Annotated in this window: 10 protein-coding genes; 8 read left to right on the plus strand and 2 right to left on the minus strand. The window is 74.2% G+C overall.

The window, feature by feature from the left end:
- The coding region (locus tag IF37_RS40105) for an alpha/beta hydrolase fold domain-containing protein (RefSeq protein WP_037857877.1) at nucleotides 1-782 on the minus strand (782 nt) is incomplete at its 3' end.
- 396 nt (nucleotides 783-1,178) lie between these two features.
- Here IF37_RS40105 and IF37_RS0135325 point away from each other — a divergent pair.
- A complete protein-coding gene (locus IF37_RS0135325) occupies nucleotides 1,179-2,189 on the plus strand; it encodes a helix-turn-helix domain-containing protein (RefSeq protein WP_253915938.1) in 1,011 nt (336 codons plus the stop codon).
- A 59-nt stretch (nucleotides 2,190-2,248) separates the two neighbouring features.
- On the opposite strand, the gene IF37_RS0135330 is transcribed toward IF37_RS0135325, so the two are convergent.
- Nucleotides 2,249-4,558 (minus strand): tetratricopeptide repeat protein, encoded by a 2,310-nt coding sequence (locus tag IF37_RS0135330; protein WP_030752601.1) that lies wholly within the window; start codon nucleotides 4,556-4,558, stop codon nucleotides 2,249-2,251.
- A 459-nt stretch (nucleotides 4,559-5,017) separates the two neighbouring features.
- Here IF37_RS0135330 and IF37_RS41075 point away from each other — a divergent pair, with 459 nt between their 5' ends.
- From IF37_RS41075 to IF37_RS41085, 7 genes are all read left to right on the plus strand, one after another.
- A complete protein-coding gene (locus IF37_RS41075) occupies nucleotides 5,018-5,794 on the plus strand; it encodes an SAM-dependent methyltransferase (RefSeq protein ID WP_052845552.1) in 777 nt (258 codons plus the stop codon).
- Between the two features lie 287 nt (nucleotides 5,795-6,081).
- A complete protein-coding gene (locus tag IF37_RS0135340; protein ID WP_063886440.1) occupies nucleotides 6,082-6,732 on the plus strand; it encodes a LuxR family transcriptional regulator in 651 nt (216 codons plus the stop codon).
- Nucleotides 6,733-6,988: 256 nt separating this feature from the next.
- Nucleotides 6,989-8,119 (plus strand): hypothetical protein, encoded by a 1,131-nt coding sequence (locus IF37_RS41080; RefSeq protein WP_158727441.1) that lies wholly within the window; start codon nucleotides 6,989-6,991, stop codon nucleotides 8,117-8,119.
- Nucleotides 8,120-8,324: 205 nt separating this feature from the next.
- The gene (locus IF37_RS0135350; protein ID WP_030752613.1) at nucleotides 8,325-12,275 is read left to right on the plus strand and encodes a type VII secretion protein EccC; all 3,951 of its coding nucleotides are present in this window, start codon (nucleotides 8,325-8,327) and stop codon (nucleotides 12,273-12,275) included.
- Nucleotides 12,276-12,342: 67 nt separating this feature from the next.
- Nucleotides 12,343-13,734, plus strand: coding sequence for a type VII secretion integral membrane protein EccD (gene eccD / locus IF37_RS0135355; RefSeq protein WP_052845553.1), 1,392 nt, complete (start codon nucleotides 12,343-12,345; stop codon nucleotides 13,732-13,734).
- Between the two features lie 9 nt (nucleotides 13,735-13,743).
- Complete coding sequence (eccB, locus tag IF37_RS0135360) at nucleotides 13,744-15,150, plus strand: type VII secretion protein EccB (protein WP_063886441.1); 1,407 nt, start codon at nucleotides 13,744-13,746, stop codon at nucleotides 15,148-15,150.
- A partial coding sequence (locus IF37_RS41085; protein ID WP_030752622.1) for a hypothetical protein occupies nucleotides 15,150-17,729 on the plus strand: 2,580 nt, incomplete at its 3' end. The genes eccB and IF37_RS41085, both read left to right, overlap by 1 nt.

The raw sequence follows: 17,729 nt of genomic DNA on the forward strand, positions 1-17,729 counted from the left end.
GTGACGACCAGTGCCGGCGGCAGGTCCCGCAGGCTCCCGGCGGTCGCGCGCAGCGGGGAGACGGTCTCCTCGGCCCGGGTCCGCGGGTCCGGCGCGTACCGCTGCCAGTAGTCGGCCATGGCGGCCCGGCTCAGGAAGTAGCCGTCGGCGAACTGGTGGTAGGAGGGCGTGTCCATCCCCGCGTCGGTCACCGGGCACAGCAGCACCTGGTGCCGGAAGCGGGGCCCGCCGCGGTGGTGCGCCAGCAGGGTCAGCGCGGCCGCCTGCTGGCCGCCCGCACTGGCGCCCACGACGGCCATCCGGCTCCCGTCGAGCCGGCACGTCCCACCGCTCTCGGCTATCCACCGGGCGACGGTGTAGGCCCGTTCGAGGGCGCCCGGGTGGCGGGCGTCGTCCGGCGCGTCGTACTCCGGGACGACGACGGCGGCGTCCGCGCCGAGAACGAGGTCCGTCACCAGTTTGCGGTGCGCGTACGCGTCGGTCAGCATCCAGCCCAGCCCGTGCAGGTACAGCACGACCGGGAGCGGCTCGTCGCTGTCGGCGGGGCGCAGGATGCGCACCCGGATGCGGCTGCCGCCGCTGCCCGGCAGCGCCAGCCACTCCTCCTCGACATCGGGTTCGCCGCTGCCGTCGCCGGTCCACAGTGACGCCACGCGGGCGCGGGCGGCGGCTCTTTCCGCGTCGGTGTCCGCGGGGTCGGGCAGGGTGTGCTCCGCGACGAAGGTACGGGTCAGGCGCTCCAGGACAGGTGTGACCCAGGGAGCGGATACGTCATCTCGCAAGGGAACTCCTGCGCGGGAAACGACCGGTGGGACGGGGCTGCCGGTCCCCCTGCGGGCAGGGCGGCCGGGTGCTCGGCGCCGGAGGCGACTGCACCGACACGAGTGACCAGCCTAGGACGAGTCGAGCGGGCGAGGGCACCAGCGCCGTCCTGATCCTTGACATTGCGTGCACACTCGGCGGCCGCCGAGCGGTGCGGCACTTCCGCTGTTCGCCATTTGTGCCTGTGTTCTTCCTGGTGGTCCCGGTGGCCGGCTGCTTGTCTGGTCCGTGTGGCACAGCCGCGCCTCGCCGATGCTGTCCGGCCGTCGCCGTCCGGGCAGGGTGTGGTCCGTCCCCCCTGCTTGCCGCCCGATAGCCCGGTGACACCGCTGCCAAGGGAGAACCAGTTGAGCTCGGTGCTGACGACCGATTCCGTGCCGGACCAGGAGAAGAGCGCGTTCTGGGAGGACGCGGTGAGCGGCGCGCTGGGTCCGGTGGCCGTCACCCCGCGTCCCGGCAGGCCGGTCGAGGGCACGATCGCCACCGACCGTCTCGGCTACCTGCTGATCTCCCGCATCGAGGCCGGCGCCCAACGCATCACCCACACCTCGGACCCGGCCGAACGGTCACCCGCGCACCTGGTGGGTGTCGCCCTCCAGATGGCGGGGACGGCCGTCTGCGTCCAGGACGGCCGGCGCGCCGACCTCGGCCAGGGCGACCTCGTGCTGTACGACGCGTCGCGGTCGTACTCCTTCAGCTACCCGGAGCGGTTCGCCGCGCACACCTTCCGGTTCCCGCGCCATGTGCTGGGTGTCCCGGACGGCGACCTGCGGCTGGTCAGCGGTGCCGCCATCGGCACGGGTCGTGGGTTCGGCGCGGTCCTGCTGCCCTTCCTCGCCGAGCTGGCCGCCTCGGCCCCCGCCTACCCGCCGGCCGTCGGGCACCGGCTCGCCGGGCACGTCGTCGACCTGTTCGCCGCCCTGATCACCGATCGGGCCCAGCTGGCCGCCACGGACCAGGACGCCGGCCGCGACCACCTGGTGCGGAGCGTGCGCGCCCACATCGACCGCCATCTCGGCGACCCCTCCCTGTCGCCCGAGACCATCGCCCGGGCGCTGCGGATCTCCGTCCGCTACCTGCACCGGCTGTTCGAGGGCGAGGGCATCACCGTCAGCCGTCTCGTCCAGCGGCGGCGGCTGGAGGAGTGCGCGCGGGAACTGGCCCGGCGCGAGCGGGTGATGCCCACCGTCTCGGCGGTGGCCCGGCGCTGGGGCTTCGTCAACGCCGCCCACTTCAGCCGGGCGTTCCGCGCCGTCTACGGCCTGTCGCCGCGCGAGTGGCGCGACCTGCGGACGGCGCAGAGCGCGGGGGGTACGGCGGCGGGCGTGCCGCGTCCGGCCGGCTCGTTCACCGGTCCCCGGCCGTGACCGTGCCGGGGGCCGCCGCCGCGCGGACACCGTGCCGTGGCCGCCGCGCACCCGCCGGGTCAGTTCGGCTCGGGGCCGGCGAGCCGGGAGCGGGCCTGCGCTACCCGGTGGGGGTCGGCGTCGGGGCCGAGGGCGATGCACCGCCTGAACACGTCGCGCGCCTCGGCGGTGCGGCCTCCTTCGAGGAGGACGTCACCGAGTGGGATGAGGTAGCGGCTCTCCGCCGCGACGTTGCCGTCCTTGCGGCACAGTTCGACCGAGGCCCGCAGGTACTCGGCCGCCTCGTCCCACCGCCCCAGCCGGCCGTGGGCACCGCCGATGCCCGCGAGCGCGTTCACCCGGGTGAAGGCCCCGATGTGCGGTTGCACGCGGTCACCGGCCTCGTCCAGCAGGGTCAGGACCTGCTGGAAGACCGTGATGGCGGCCTCGTACTCGTGCACGGCGTCCCTCAGCTCCATGGCGTGTCCGAGGAGCGCCTGGAACATGCCGTACAGATCACCCGCGGCCTCGAACAGCGCGATGGCCTCGGTGACGTGTTCGCCGGCCGGACCGCTCTCGCCGAGGACACGGTGGGCCCAGCCGGCGTACTGGTGTGCCCACGCCTGCTGGACCAGGTCGCCGGCCCGCCGGGCCGCGTCGAGCGCGCGGGCGGAGTGCGGGAGGCTGTCCCCCGGCCTGCCCTCGCACATCAGCAGGGACCACGCCTGGTAGTTGAGGTGGGTCGCCAGCAGCAGCGGGTCGCCGAGCGCCTCGGCGGACCGGGCGGCGGTGCCGAACACCTCGGGCCAGTGCCCCCAGAAGATCCACTGGTCGGAGAACCAGTGCAGGGACTCGGCCACCTCGACGACGGTGGCGTGGTCGCCGTCCGCCGCCGCGAAGCGCAGCGCCGCCAGCCAGTTGGCGGCCTCCACCTGGAGCCACTCGCGGGCCTTGTCGGCACTGGAGAGGTCCACCGCGCCCTGCCAGGAGGAGGGCGGGGACCCGTGGTCGGGCTCGTACCACCGGCCGGCCACGACCGCCGTCTCCAACAGCCAGCGGAACATCGCCCGGCGGGCCGCATCGACGTCCTCGTCGCGCTCCTCGGCGGTGAGCCGGCCACGGCAGTACAGGGCGAGCAGGTCGTGCAGCCGGTACCGGTCCCCGGTGGAGCCGAGCAGCCCCGCCTCGACCAGTTCCTCCAGGGTGTCCTCGGCGTCGTAGAGGTCCTGGCCGGTGAGCCGGGCGGCGCAGGCGGCCCCGACGTCCGGCCCGGGCACCAGGGCCAGGCGCCGGTACAGCCGGGCGGCGGTGGGGGTCAGCCGCCGGTAGGACAGGTCGAAGGCGCTGGTCACCCGCACGTCCCCGGCGGAGAGCGCGTCCAGCCGGCGTTCCTCGTGGGCCAGCCGGTCGGCGAGCCGGCGCACGCTCCAGCCGGTGCGCGTCGCGAGCCAGTTGCCCGCCACCCGCAGCGCCAACGGCAGGTGCGCGCAGAGCCGCGCGACCTCCTCCAGGGCGTCCGGCTCGGCCGTCGCGCGTTCCGCGCCGACCAGCGAGGCCAGGAAGGCGGCGGACTCGGCGGGTTCGAGCCGGCCGAGCGGCAGCCGGTGCACCCCGTCGAGACCGGTGAGCATACGGCGGCTGGTCACCAGCACCAGCGTGCCGCCCGAGCTCGGCAGCAGCGGACGCACCTGCGCCTCGTCGTGGGCGTTGTCCAGCACCAGCAGGCAGCGGCGGTCGGCGAGGATCTGCCGGTACACGGCGGGATGGGCCTGCGCCCCCGCCTTCGCCAGGTCGCGGTTGGGCACGCCGAGCGCCTTGAGCACCCGGACCATCAGCTCGGACGGTGCGGGCGGGCTGTCGTCGGTCCCCCGCAGGTCCACCAGGAACTGGCCGTCCGGGAAACGCCCGGCGAGCCGGCGGGCCGCGCGCAGGGCGAAGGTGGTCTTGCCGGCCCCGGGCGCGCCGTGGATGGCGACGACGACCGGGCAGGTATCGGCGGTGCCTGAGGCCGCCTCGGGATCATCGCGATCCCCGGCGGGGTCCGGTGCGCGGGGCGCGGCGAGCGTGTCCAGGAGCGTCAGCTCGTCCGCGCGGCCGACGAAGTCCTCGACGCCACGCGGGAAGGAACGCACCCCGACGGGACTGTAGCCGGGGGTGCGACCGGCGCGGGCGGCGGCCAGCAGTCGCTCCCGCTCGGTGTCGTCGAGACCCAGCCCGTCCGCGAGCGCGGCCACCGTCCGCCGCTGTGGTGCGGCCCGCCGTCCGCGCTCCAGGTCGCCGATGCCGCGCACGCTGACGCCGGACGCCTCCGCCAGGGCCTCGATGGTCAGCGACTTCGCCAGCCGCAGCTCCCGCAGCAATGCCCCGAACGTCGCCTCTTCTGCGGACACATCGGCCCCTTTCATGCCACAACTATTGAACATTCTATGAGCCAAGGGCGAAAACCGGCCACGAAAAGGTGACGGCGCAGGCTCGCCGGCCCGGTCCGCAGGGTCGGCCGGGAGCGCACCGGGGATGAGCGGAGCCGCCGCGCGGCTGACGTCCGGTCGTGCAGACCTGGCGTTCCTAGGGGAATACGGGGCCCGTCGCGTCCGCCCGCCGAACCTAGGATCGCTTCCGACCGCTGTGCGCCGCCGCACACGGTCGTCGTGGGGCGCGTCGATGCCGCGTGCCGGAGCTTCGGAGCGGGGTGCCCGGAGCCGGCGCCGCGGGGGGCGGGCCGCGCGACACGCGTGCCGCGCTCGGCCGTCGACGGGGAGCCGAAGCCCGTCCCCGTCCGGGCACGATCCCGGCGCACCCGACCGACCGCTCCGTCGGCGCACACCGACCCGATCCCCTGGGAGGCTTGAGTGACGGTCCTGCAGATGCCGCCCCGCTGGGCCCTCGTCCCCGGTGTCGCCCGTGTGCAGGACTGTCTGGACGGCGGGGACAGCCATTTCGACTGCGACCGGCGGCTGGCGGCGCGGCTCGTCGCCGCCGCGCGCTGGCTGCCCGACAGCGTCCGCATCAACCGGGCCCACGGACCGCGCGTCCTGGACTGCTTCACCACGGAACTGGGCATCGACCAGGTCCTCGACCTCGGTTGCGGCTACCCGCACGACGAGAACCGGCGGCTGCCCGACGCCGTACGCCGCATCGTCCACGTCGACGACGACCCCGTCGTGATCGGTCACGCGCACACGGTCCTCGCCGCACGCCCCGGCGCCGCCGCGGTCCGCGGGGACCTCACGCAACTGCCGGCCCTGCTCGCCCGACCTGAGATCGCCACGCTGGACCGCCGCCGCCCGGTCGGAGTGCTGCTGCACGACGTCCTGCCGTGGATGGCCGACCACCATGCCCGCGCCCTCCTCGCCGGGCTGCGGGAGTGGCTGCCGCCGGGGTCCGCGGTCTCGGTCACCCACGCCACCGACGACCTCGCCCCCCAGGCCACGGCGGAACTGATCGACGTGTACGCGGAGGCCGGGATCCACTTCCGGCCGCGGTCCATCGACCATCTGGAGTCGCTGCTGCGCCCCTGGCCACTGCTGGACGGACACGGGCCCGTCACCACCGCGGAGTGGCGCAGCCCCAGTACGTACGCGCGCCTGGACAACTCCCACGCCTACGCGGCCGTCGTGCTGGCCTGAGGGCGCGTCAACACCCCCGGTGAAGTGCTGCGTTGTGCCGCCCGGAGGGCGGCAATATTGCACACCAGGGCACTGCTGTTGTTTCGCCGTGCACTGATCCGCCGTGAACGCTCGGGAGGCGGTGCGACTCCTGCCAGGATCGATCCGAGCAAGTGAGGACGCACCCCGCAGCACACGGGTCCGGCACGGACCCGGACCGATCCTTCGATCGGCACGGCTCCCGGCGCTGACGATGCCCGGGTCATGCCCGTGCCGGGTGCGGTGCCGTCCTTTCGAGAAGGAGTCCCATGCCTGACAACACAGATGAAGCACGACCGGTGCCACGAGTCGTCATACAGGCCGACGATCCCCTCACCCGCGACGGCACGGCCGCCTTCCTGGCCACAGACGAGCGCATCGAGCTGCTGAAGGAAGAGCAACTGGCCGATGCCGACATCCTGGTGATGCTCACCGCGGTGGTCAGCGGCAAGACGCTCTCCGCGATGAGCCGCGCCAGCCAGGCCTCCGGCGGGCGGACCCGGATCGTGCTGGTCGCGGACCACATCTCGGAGCAGCAGCTCGCGCTCGCGGTCAACCACGGTCTGGCGAGCTTCCTGGTGCGGCCATACACCAGTTTCAGCCAGATCGTCATGGCCGCCGTCGAGGCGTACCAGGGGCGGTCGGTCGTGCCCCCGGTGCTGATGAACATGCTGCTGGACCGGATGCGCAGCATGCAGAAGAGCGAGTCGCCCACCGGGTTGCTGCCGGTGGAGCTGGCGCAGCGCGAGATCGACGTGCTCAGGCTGCTGGCCGAGGGACTGGACACCGTGGAGATCGCCAGCAAGCTCAGCTACTCCGAGCGTCTGATCAAGAGCGTCATCCAGACCGTGGTCAAGCGGCTGAAGCTGCGCAACCGTACACACGCCGTCGCCTACGCCATCCGCATGGGCATCCTGTGACCACCGATGGCGAAAAGGGTACTTCGGTCGTGCGATCGTGCACGATCCGTGTTTGCCGGTGTGGCTGGTCTTGTGCCCTCCATAGGGTCTGCTTCTAAGGGGTGTCCCGCCGTGGCCGCCCTTCCCCCGAGGTGTGCAGCCGTCCTCCGCAGTCCGTCCGCCGATCCTGGTCGGCAGGACCGGTATGCGGGCGGAGCGATACCCATCGGTCGCCGTTGATCGATCAGTCCACCCGTCGATCGGGAAAGGCATGCAGATGAACTACCGTGAGCCGGACGCCGGCGGGCCCGAGCCAACCACCGGGCTGCCGGCCGGCGATGCGGTGTGGGAGAACGAACTCCCATGGCAGATGGCTCCATTGGGGGAGACGGGACAGCTCGCACCGGTCGTCGCCGAGGAGACCCCGGACCACGGCATCGCCGCGCGGGACGCCCAGACGGCCGCCACCGCCGTCGTATCCGTCCCCGCGCTCGCGGCCGACACCGCCTCCGTACCGCACACCCCCGTGACCGAGGCGCACGGCGCCGCACCCGGCTCCGACGAACCGGCCGACCGCGGCGCACGGCGCCGGTGGGACCGGGGCGGCCGGGCGGGCTCCGCCGCGCCGGACGCCGCGGGCGAGGGGCGGGCCAGACTCCGCCTCGCCCTGGCCAAGCCGGTGCTCGCCGGAGCCGGCATGCTCAGCGCCGTCTTCCTGCTGGCGCCGACCGTGTTCGGTGAGGACGCGCCCGCGCACACGTTCAAGGCGGGCGCGGAGGACGCCGGCCAGGACTACGCCTCCAACGAGCAGTACCCGGACTCCGGCGGCACCCCGTCGCCGCGGCCGAGCGCGTCCGGCGACACCACCGGCAAGGACGGCGACGACGGCCACGGCCGGCCGCACCGCATCGCGGAAGTGGCGGCGGCCTCGCCCACACAGTCGGCGCGACCGACGCAGTCGGCGCACAGCGTCGAACCGATGTCGCAGAGCCACTCCCCGACCCCGAGCAAGACGCCCCGGACCAGCAGCAGCCCGCGTCAGCAGCACCACCAGCAGAAGCCGACGCAACAGCAGTGGACCTCGACCGTCGTGAACGCCACCAGCGTGCTCGAACCCGGACAGAGCTGGTCCACCAACCGGGTCGTGCTGGCCTTCCAGGGGGACGGCAACCTGGTGCTCTACGACACGAAGGGCACCCCGCTGTGGTGGTCGGGCACCGTGGGACAGGGCGCCAAGGCGGTCTTCCAGGCCGACGGCAACTTCGCGGTGTACACCCAGGACGGGGCGACCGCCTGGTCCTCCCGGACGGACGGCCACAACGGCGCCCAACTCGTCATCGGAACCAACGGGAACGTCAGCATCCGCTCGGGCGGCGCGGTGCTGTGGTCGACGGGCACCGCCATGTGACACCCCCGCCTCCCCGGGGCCGCCCCTTTTGAGCGTCCGTCCCGCCCGCCTCCCCCGAGGTCGGGGCGGACTCCCTGCCGTGTCGCCCGCCTTCTCCCCGGGGGCGGCGACACGGCAGGCCCTCCTCCCGGGCCGCCCCGGCGGGCGCCCGTCGCCCGAAGCCCAGTTCACCCCCACGAGGTTTCGCCGGCTGGAGATCCACCTGATGAACACCACCGTTGTCAAGCGCCCACCGCGCGCATCGGGACCCCAGGCACCGGAAGGCCAGATCGAGCTGGCCCAGCCCCCGGTACTCGGCGAACCGGCCATGGCCGACCTCGGTTCCGTCGTCGTCATGCTGCCCATGGGCATCGGTGCCGGCGCCATGGGAATGATGTTCGTCGTCGGTGGCTCCGCGACCACGTACATGATGTCGGGGATGATGGGCATCGCGATGATGTCCATGGGACTCGGCCAGATGGGCCGGTCCGGCTTCGAACGCAAACGGCGGATGCGGGCCGAACGCCGCGACTACATGCGCTACCTGGCCCAGTTGCGCACCCAGGTCCGGGAGGCCGCCGCCGCCCAGGTCACCGCCGCCGTCTACGACAACCCGCCGCCCCGGCAGCTGTGGTCGCTGGTCCAGGGCCCCCGGGTGTGGGAACGGCGCGCCTCCCACGAGGACTTCGCCAAGGTCCGCATCGGACTCGGCACCCGGCGAGCCGCCCTGGAACTCGTCCCGCCGCAGACCAAGCCCGTCGAGGACCTCGACCCGCTCACCGCCATCTCGCTGCGCCGCTTCACCGAGGCGTTCCAGACCGTGCCCGGCATGCCGATCCCCGTCGCCCTGCGCAGCTTCACCAGTGTGGAGTTCGCCGGGGACATCGACGACGCCCTGGACCTGACGCGGGCCATGCTCGCCCAGCTCGTCGCCCTGCACTCGCCGGACGAACTGCGCGTCGCCGTCCTCACCGACCCGCGCGACCAGGACGTCTGGGAGTGGGTGAAGTGGCTGCCCCACAACGCCCACCCCCGGGAACGGGACCAGGCCGGCCCGCTCCGCCTGGTCGCCACCGACCACGCCGAACTGCTCGACCTGCTGGGCACCGACGTCCTCGACCGCGGCGACCACGACCCGCAGGCGACCCCCGGCGCCGCCGAGCCCTTCGTGGTCGTCGTCGCCCACCGCACGCCGATCCCCGCCGACTCCCGCCTGCTGGGGAACGGACTGCGCAACACCGTCCTGCTCGATCTCACCGGCGCCATGCCGGGCGGCCCCTCCGTCCTGCGACTGACCGCGGAGAACGGCACCGTCTCCTTCCCGATCGGCGACGACGCGCAGGCCCAGGCCGAGGCGGACGCCCTCAGCACGGACGGCGCCGAGAACCTGGCCCGGCTGCTGGCCCCCCTGCGCACCGGCGGCACCATCGACCTGACGGACAACCCGTTCGACGCCGACTTCGAACTCACCGCCCTGCTCGGCATCCGCGACCCGCGCGCTTTCGACGTCGCCGCGCAGTGGCGGCGCCGCAACGACCAGTCGGCACGGCTGCGCGTACCCATCGGCGTCACCGAGGACGGCGAGGTCGTCGAACTCGACCTGAAGGAGTCCGCCCAGACCGGCATGGGCCCGCACGGCATGCTGATCGGCGCCACCGGCTCCGGCAAGAGCGAACTGCTGCGCACCCTCGTCATCGGACTGGCCGCCACCCACTCGTCCGAGATCCTGAACTTCGTCCTGGTCGACTTCAAGGGCGGCGCCACCTTCCTCAACACCGAGAAACTGCCGCACACCTCCGCCGTCATCACCAACCTGGCCGACGAACTGCCGCTGGTGGACCGCATGCAGGACTCCATCAACGGCGAACTGATCCGCCGCCAGGAACTGCTGCGCGCGAGCGGCTACGCCTCGCTCTACGAGTACGAGAAGGCCCGGCTGGCCGGCGCCCCCCTGGCCCCGCTGCCCTCGCTGCTGGTCATCGTCGACGAGTTCTCCGAACTGCTGGCCAGCAAGCCGGAGTTCGTCGAACTCTTCGTCACCATCGGCCGGGTCGGACGAAGCCTCGGCGTGCACCTGCTGCTGGCCTCCCAGCGACTGGACGAGGGACGCATCCACCGCGTCGAGGGACACCTGTCCTACCGCATCGCGCTGCGCACCTTCTCCTCCATGGAGTCCCGCAGCGTCATCGGCGTCGCCGGGGCGTACGAGCTGCCCTCCACGCCAGGCAACGGCTACCTGCGGGTGGACACCACCAACCTGGTGCGTTTCAAGGCCGCCTACGTCTCCGGACCCTGCCCCGAGGCGCCCGCCACCGGCCCCGCGCAGGAGCCCGTGGCGACGGGGCCCGGCGAACTCGTGGACTTCGGTCTCGACCAGCGGCGGCCGGCACCGGAGGCGGAGGAGCCGGCCGGGCTGCGTCCCGAGCCCGAGCCCGCGGCCCGGCCGGAGAGCGACGAGAGCCTCCTGGACGTCCTCATCGATCGGCTCCAGGACGCCGGCCCGCCCGCGCGTCAGGTGTGGCTGCCGCCGCTCGCCGAGTCGCCCAGCCTGGACCAGCTGCTGCCCGGCATCGTCCCCGACCCGGTACGCGGCATGACTGCCGAATCCCCCGACCTGGGCAGGCTCCGCCCCCCGCTCGGCATGGTCGACCGGCCGCACGAGCAGGTCCGCGAACTCCTGGTCGCCGACCTCTCCGGAGCGGGCGGGCACGTCGGTGTGGCCGGCGCCCCGCAGACCGGCAAGTCCGCGCTGCTGCGCACCCTGATGCTGTCGCTGGCGCTCACCCACACGCCCGAGGAGGTCCAGTTCTACTGCCTCGACCTCAGCGGCGGCGGCCTGGTCTCCACCGCCGGCCTCCCGCACGTCGGCGCGGTCGCCACCCGGCTGGAGCGTGACAAGGTGCTGCGCAGCGTCGAGGAGATCGCCCAGATCCTGGAACGCCGCGAGCAGATCTTCACCGAGCACGGCGTCGAGTCGATGGCCGCCTACCGCGAACTGCGGCGCACCGGCGGCGTCGACGACCCGCACGGTGACGTCTTCCTGGTCGTGGACGGCTGGGGAACGCTGCGCCAGGAGTACGACGACCTCGACGACCGCATCACCGCCATCGCCGCGCGGGGCCTGTCCTTCGGCATCCACCTCGTGGTGTCGGCGGTCCGCTGGTCGGAGATCCGCAACAAACTCCGCGACCTGCTCGGCACCAAGTTCGAGCTGCGGCTCGGCGACACCATGGAATCCGAGATCGGCCCCCGCGTGGCCGCGGGCGTCCCGCAGCAGCCCGGCCGCGGCCTGACCGCCTCCGGCCACCACTTCCTTTCCGCGCTGCCCCGCCTGGACAGCTCGTCGGCCACCGACGACCTCACCGCGGCCACCAAGATCGCCGCCGCCGAGATCGGCACCTTCTGGACCGGGCGCACCGCCCCCGGCGTACGACTGCTGCCCAGCACCCTGCCGGTCGGCCAGCTCCCCGCACCCGAGGGGGACCTGCGGGTCAGCCTGGGCTGGGACGAACAGCGCCTCCAGCCGGTCTGGCACGACTTCTCCGCCCAGGCGAACCTGCTCGTCTTCGGCGACGGCGAGACCGGCAAGACCAACGCCCTGCGCCTGATGGCCCGGGCCATCACCAGCCGCTTCACCCCCGAGGAGGCCCGCATCCTGCTCGGCGACCCCGAGCGCGGACTCCTCGGCGACGTGCCCGAGGAATACCGCGCCGGGTACGCCGTGGACGCGGGCGGGCTGCGCGAACTCGCCAACAGCGCCGTGGTCTCCATGACCAAGCGGTTGCCGGGCCCCGACGTCTCGCCCGAACAGCTGGCCAAGCGCGACTGGTGGCAAGGACCGCGGCTGTTCATCCTGCTCGACGACTACGACCTGTTCGTCACCAGCAACATGGACAGCCCCACCGCGCCGCTCCTGCCGTTGCTCGCCCAGGGAGCCCACATCGGTATGCACATGATCATCGCGCGGTCCACCTCGGGCGCCATGCGCGCCATGATGGAACCGCTGCTGCGCCGCATCTGGGAACTCGGCAGCCCGGCCCTGGTGCTGTCCTACCCCAAGGAGGAGGGCAATTTCATCGGCGAGGCCAGGCCGCGCACCCTCGTCCCCGGCCGCGCCCAACTGGTCACCCGGCGCGGCATCCGGCTCGTCCAGACCGGTCTGGTGGACGACGCCTGACCTCCCTCCGGCGGACCGGAGCCCGCCGCCCGCCACCGCCCAGGCCGCACCACAGGAGTCCCAGCCCATGTCCCTCACCAGCATCATGCCGGACCTCGACGGAACGACCGTCTGCCGGATCACCGTGGTCGGACCCGAGCACCGCGCCGACCTGGGCGTGCCCGTCAACCTCACCCTGGGCGCACTGCTGCCCGTACTCACCGCACGTCTCGTGTCCGACGGCGCGCCCGTCGGCGGCTACGTCCTCCAGCGCCTCGGCGAAGACCCGCTGGACCTCGACGACACCGCCGAGTCCGCGGGCCTGCGCGACGGCGAGATCCTCCACCTGCGCCCGGTGGAGGAGGTGCTGCCGCCCCTCGTCTTCGACGACATCGCCGACGGCGTCGCCACGGTCGTCGGCACCCGCTCCGACCGCTGGCGCCCGGAGCTGACCCGGCGGCTCTTCCTCGTGCTGGCCTGCCTGGCGCTGGCGGTGCTCGGCCTGTTCACGATGGCCGCCGACTCCGCCGGAGCCGGGGCGGCACAGTCCGGCGTGGTGGCCCTGGCCCTGCTCACCGGCTGCCTGCTGGCCGCACGGGCCGGCGCCGACACCGGCACGGTGGTGGTGACGGGCGTGGCGGCCTGGGCGTACGCCGCGGCGGCCGGCCTGACCGCCTGGCGCGGCCCCGTCGCGCTGCCGGCACCCACGGGGCACGAACTCCTCGTCGGCGCCGCCTGCGCGGGCGTCACCGCCCTCGTGCTGCTGCTCTCCGGCAAGGTGCCCGTCCAGGTGTTCGGCGCACTGCTGACGGTGACGGTCGCCGCCGAGGCCGGCGCCCTGCTCTGCGTCGACTTCGACTGGTCCGTGACCACCGCCTGCTCGGTGGTCGCCGTCACCATGTTCGTGCTCAGCACCATCGCCCCCCGCCTCTTCCTCCGCCTGTCCGGACTGCGCGTGCCCCAGCTGCCGCGCAACGCCGACGAACTCCAGGAGGACATCGAGCCCGCCACGGAACCGGCCGTCGCCCGCCGGGTCGCCGCCGCCGACGCCCACCTCACGCTCTACACCGTCGGCGCGTCCGTGGTCTACGCCCTGGACCTCGTCCTCCTGACCCGCCGCTCCGGCTGGTTCGACTGGCTGCTCGCCCTGACACTCGCCGCCGCCGTGACCCTGCGCTCGCGCAGCGTCACCGAGATCTGGCAGCGCGTCTCGCTGGCCCTCGCCGGGACACTCGGCCTGATCCTCACCGTCGCCTGGCTGCTGGTGCCCGGCGGCCCCCAGGCCCGCGCCGTACTGGCCGTACTCCTGCTCGCGGCCGTCGCGGCACTGCTCGCCGCCCGCCGCCTGCCCAGCCTGCGACTGCTGCCGATCTGGGGCCACACCGCCGACATCCTGGAGACGGTCACCGCCGTCGCCCTGATCCCGCTGCTCCTCCAAGTGCTGCACGTCTACTGGTACTTCCGTACCCTGGCCGGCTGAGAGGACCCCGTGCAAAGCCGTCGTGACCACGTTCACGCCTATCAGTTCGCCACCGGAAGACTCGCGGCGGCGCTGGTGTCGGGCGAACCCGCCACGGGCGAGCCGCCGGCCCGCCGGAGCGTCCTGGGCGTCGTGCTCGGAGTGCTGTTCGGCGTCATCGCCTGCGGTGGCTTCGCCCTCTACGGAGTGATCAAACCCGGCGGCAACACCGCCTGGGCCAAACCGAACGCCATCGTCGTCGAGAAGGAGACCGGCACCCGCTTCCTCTACATCGACGGCGTCCTGCACCCGGTGGCCAACTACGCCTCCGCGCTGCTGGGCGCCGCCGCCGGCGGGGGCGCCAACAGCGAGGTGCACACCGTCTCCCGCAACTCGCTCGCCGACGTCCGCCGCGGCGCCCAGATCGGCATCGCCACCGCCCCCGACTCCGTACCCGGCGCCGCGCAGCTGCTGACCGGCGACTGGACCCGCTGTCTGACCCCGGGCCGGAACAAGGGCGAGACGCTGGACTTCGCGCCCGCCGAACCGTCCGCGACCCGCACCCCGGTGGACGGGCGGCGCGCCCTGCTGCGGGCCCCCGACGGCACCGAATACCTGCTGTGGGACGGCGTCCGGTACCGCCTCGGCGACCGCTCCACCCTCATCGCGCTGCACCTGGACGGACAGGACCCGCTGCCCGCCCCCGACGACTGGCTCACGGCGCTGCCCTCCGGCCCCACCGTGGGCGCCGCCGACGTACCCGGACACGGCAAGAAGGGCCCCAGCGTCGGCGACCGCCCGGCCCGCATCGGCGACGTCTTCACCTCCACCGCCGACGACAAGGGCGCCGCCCAGTTCTACGTGCTGCGCTCCGACGGCTTGGCCCCGCTGACCCGGACCGAGTTCGAGCTGCTCGCCACCAGCGACGGCGCCGCCGAACCGCGCGAGGTGACCTCCCGGGACATCGCCGCCGTCGGCGGGTCGGACGACCGGTCCCTGCTGCACCGGCTGCCCGACTTCCTCGCGGGCCCCGTCCTGCGCCCGGGCGACTCGGCCATGTGCCTGCGCCAGCGCGTCACCGGCGGCACCAAGGTGCACACCGAGGTGACACTGGAGCGGCGTCCCGCCACCACGGCACCGGCCGTCGACGTCCCGGTCGGCCGCGGACTGCTGGTCCAGGGACTCCCGCTGCCGCCGCGCGGCACTCCCCCGCAGGTGTACCTGGTCACCGAACTCGGCGTGAAGTACCCGCTCGCGGACTCCGACGCCGTCTCCGCACTGGGCTTCGGCAGCGGGCAGTCCCGCGCCGTCCCCCGGGACGTCCTGGACCTGCTGCCCACCGGCCCGGAGCTGTCCCGCGCCCGCGCCCTGGCCGTCGTACCCGCCTACCCGACCGCTTCCCCCGCGCCGTCCGCCACCGACTCGAAGAGCCACTGATGACGCTCGGAGTCCGGCCGCGCCGGGACGCGGAGGCACCCGGCCTGGGCACCCGCCGGGCCGGCCACGCGCTGCTGATCCACCCCAAGGGCCGGGTGAACGCACAGGCCGTGGCCTTCGCCGAGGGCCTGCCCGCCGACCCCGACCACCAGGTCGTCGTCCTCGACCTGCCCGCCGACCCCGGCGACGCCACCTGGGCGGTCGTCGCCCGGCTGCTGGGCCGCGGCCATCCCGGCGGCTACCGCCTGGTCACCGGCCGCACGCTGCCCGGCGGGATGGTGCCCGTCGGGCAGTGGCTCGCGGACCGGCTCGACCGCGCGGTCGTGGTACCCGACGGAGCGCCGGTCCCGGCGGCCGGCGGTGTGCTCTACATCCCTGCCGACCGCGGACCGGGCTGGGTGCGCCTGCTGCCGCGCCGGCCCCCCACCCCCGTCTCGCGCCGCTTCCCGGCACCGTACTGGGAGTTCACCCTCTCCGACCGGACCTGGCGGACCAGCGACCGGGCGGTGGTCGATCCGCTGCCCAGCGGGGTGTGGCTGCACGGCGACGGCCAGGGGGGCGCGCTCTCCCCGCACCGGGACCTGCTGGTGTCCCGGCTGGCGTACCGGCGCGACCTGCTGACCGTGGTCCTCGGCTGCCCGGGCGGGGACGAGCTGCCGCTGGACGACGTCACCCGGTTCTGGCACTCGCTGCTGCCCGGCGTCCGCGACCTGGTGCGGTTCGTCACCTACGGACCCCTGGCGGTCCCGGACGGCTCCGGTCCCGGCCAGGCCCTGGCCGACCGGCTCGGTGTCCCCGTCACCTTCGACAACGGCCTCCCGGTGAGCCACGCCGTGGGAGAGACCCCCGAGGTGCACGCCCTGGACGCCGACGGCACCCCCGGCTGGGCGGCCTTCGCCCGGCAACTGCGCTTCACCCCGGCCCAGCTGACCGGCGGCCTGCCGACCGCGCCCGTGGTGGTGGGCCACCGGCCGGTGTTCGACGACCTCCCGGAGACGGCCCCCGGCCGCTACCGGTACGACGACGCGGTCCTCGAGGTGGTGCCCAGCGGCCTGTGGCTGCGTCCGTCCTCGGAGTCCGGGGAAGCCGGGGACGCGGCGGAGGCCGCCGCCATCCGCTCGGCGGCACCGTCCGCCCGGCACGTCAACGTCGTCTTCGGCACGGGCGGGCAGGGCGGCGGCCGCATGCGCGAACTCGCCGAACGCCTGCTGCAACGGCTCGACCCCGCGCTGCGCGCCATGGCCAGACTGGTACCGGCGGTGCAACTGGTCCGGGAGACGAGCACCCGGGAACTGACGACGGGGACCGGTGCGGAGTCCGCCGGGGGTGCCGGTGCCGGTGCCCGTGCGGGCGCGGGCGGGAGTCGGCGGACGGTCGCCGGTGGGCACGCCGCCGGTGCCCTGGACGACGCTCCGGCGACGGCGGCGGCTCCGCCTGCCGCCGGGCCGCGGGTCCGCTTGGCGACCGCCGCTCCGGTCTTCGGCGAAGCGCCCGCCGAACGGGCTCCCGGCGCGGCCGTCGCCGGTACGACGCCGACCGGGATACCCGGGCAGGTGGCGGGCACCGTGGCCGTGGCCTCGGCGGGGGAGGGGACGGCCGGTCCGTCCAACGGTCCGGTCGGCACCGGACCGGGCACGTCCGTCCGCGCGGCGGGTGCCGCCGGTGTGGTTCCGGCGGGGGAGGGGACGGCCGTTCCCGGTCCGGGCGTACGCGGTCACGTTCCGGGCGCCGCCATGGCGCCGCCCCCGGGAGCCGCGCCGGACGATCGCGGTGTTCCCGCGCCCGCCGGTCCCAGGGGACCTGACGCGCCGGGGCTGCCGCCCTTGTTGTGGGAGTCCAGCACTCCGGCGCCCGGAGCTACGGCACCCCGGCCGGGCGAGTTCGCGACCCCGGCCTCGGGCATGCCGTCCCGGCCGGAGGGCCCTGCCGCCTCGGCGGGTCTGCCGCCTCGGTCGGGCGAGTTCGCTGCTCCGGTGCCCCAGGGGCCGCCGTCGGGGGCCGGTGAGCCGGTGGTTCCCGTCTCCGGTGGTCTGCCGCCTCGGTCGGGGGAGTTCGCGACCCCGGCCTCGGGCATGCCGTCCCGGCCGGAGGGCCCTGCCGCCGGTGGTCTGCCGCCTCGGCCCGGGGAGTCCGCGGCTCCGACTTTCCAGGGTGCGCCGCCCCAGCCGGGCGAGTCCGCCGCTCCGGTGTCCGGCAGTGGGCCGTCGGGGGCCGGTGTGCCGGTGGTCCCGCTTTCCGATGGCCTGCCGCCTCGGTCAACCGAGTCCGCCGCCCCGACGTTTCAGGGTGTGCCGCCTCAGGCGGGCGAGTCCGCCGCCCCGACGTTCCAAGGTGCGCCGCCCCAGGCGGGCGAGTACACCGCCCCGGGCCTCGACGGCATGCCGTCACCGGCCGGTGAGGCCGACGGTTCCGTGCCGGACGGCGGGGCGACCGCCGGGCGGCCCGCCAACCCCCTGCCCCCCTCGCTGCCCCTGCCCTCCCTCAGGCTGGTCTCGGCCCCCGGCCTGCCCGCGCCCCCTCCGGTGAACGCGGACGGTGCGGCCCCCGACGCCCCCGGCAGCGGGCGGCCGGACCTGGGC

Origin of the sequence: Streptomyces sp. NRRL S-31 (genome assembly GCF_000718775.1) — a bacterium.
Classification (GTDB): Bacteria; Actinomycetota; Actinomycetes; order Streptomycetales; family Streptomycetaceae; genus Streptomyces.

Bases quoted from the DNA above. Each gene is read 5' to 3' on its own strand.
- IF37_RS0135340 (WP_063886440.1), top strand. From the start codon at position 6,082: ATGCCTGACAACACAGATGAAGCACGACCGGTGCCACGAGTCGTCATA.
- IF37_RS41080 (WP_158727441.1), top strand. From the start codon at position 6,989: ATGAACTACCGTGAGCCGGACGCCGGCGGGCCCGAGCCAACCACCGGG.
- IF37_RS0135350 (WP_030752613.1), top strand. From the start codon at position 8,325: ATGAACACCACCGTTGTCAAGCGCCCACCGCGCGCATCGGGACCCCAG.
- eccD (WP_052845553.1), top strand. From the start codon at position 12,343: ATGTCCCTCACCAGCATCATGCCGGACCTCGACGGAACGACCGTCTGC.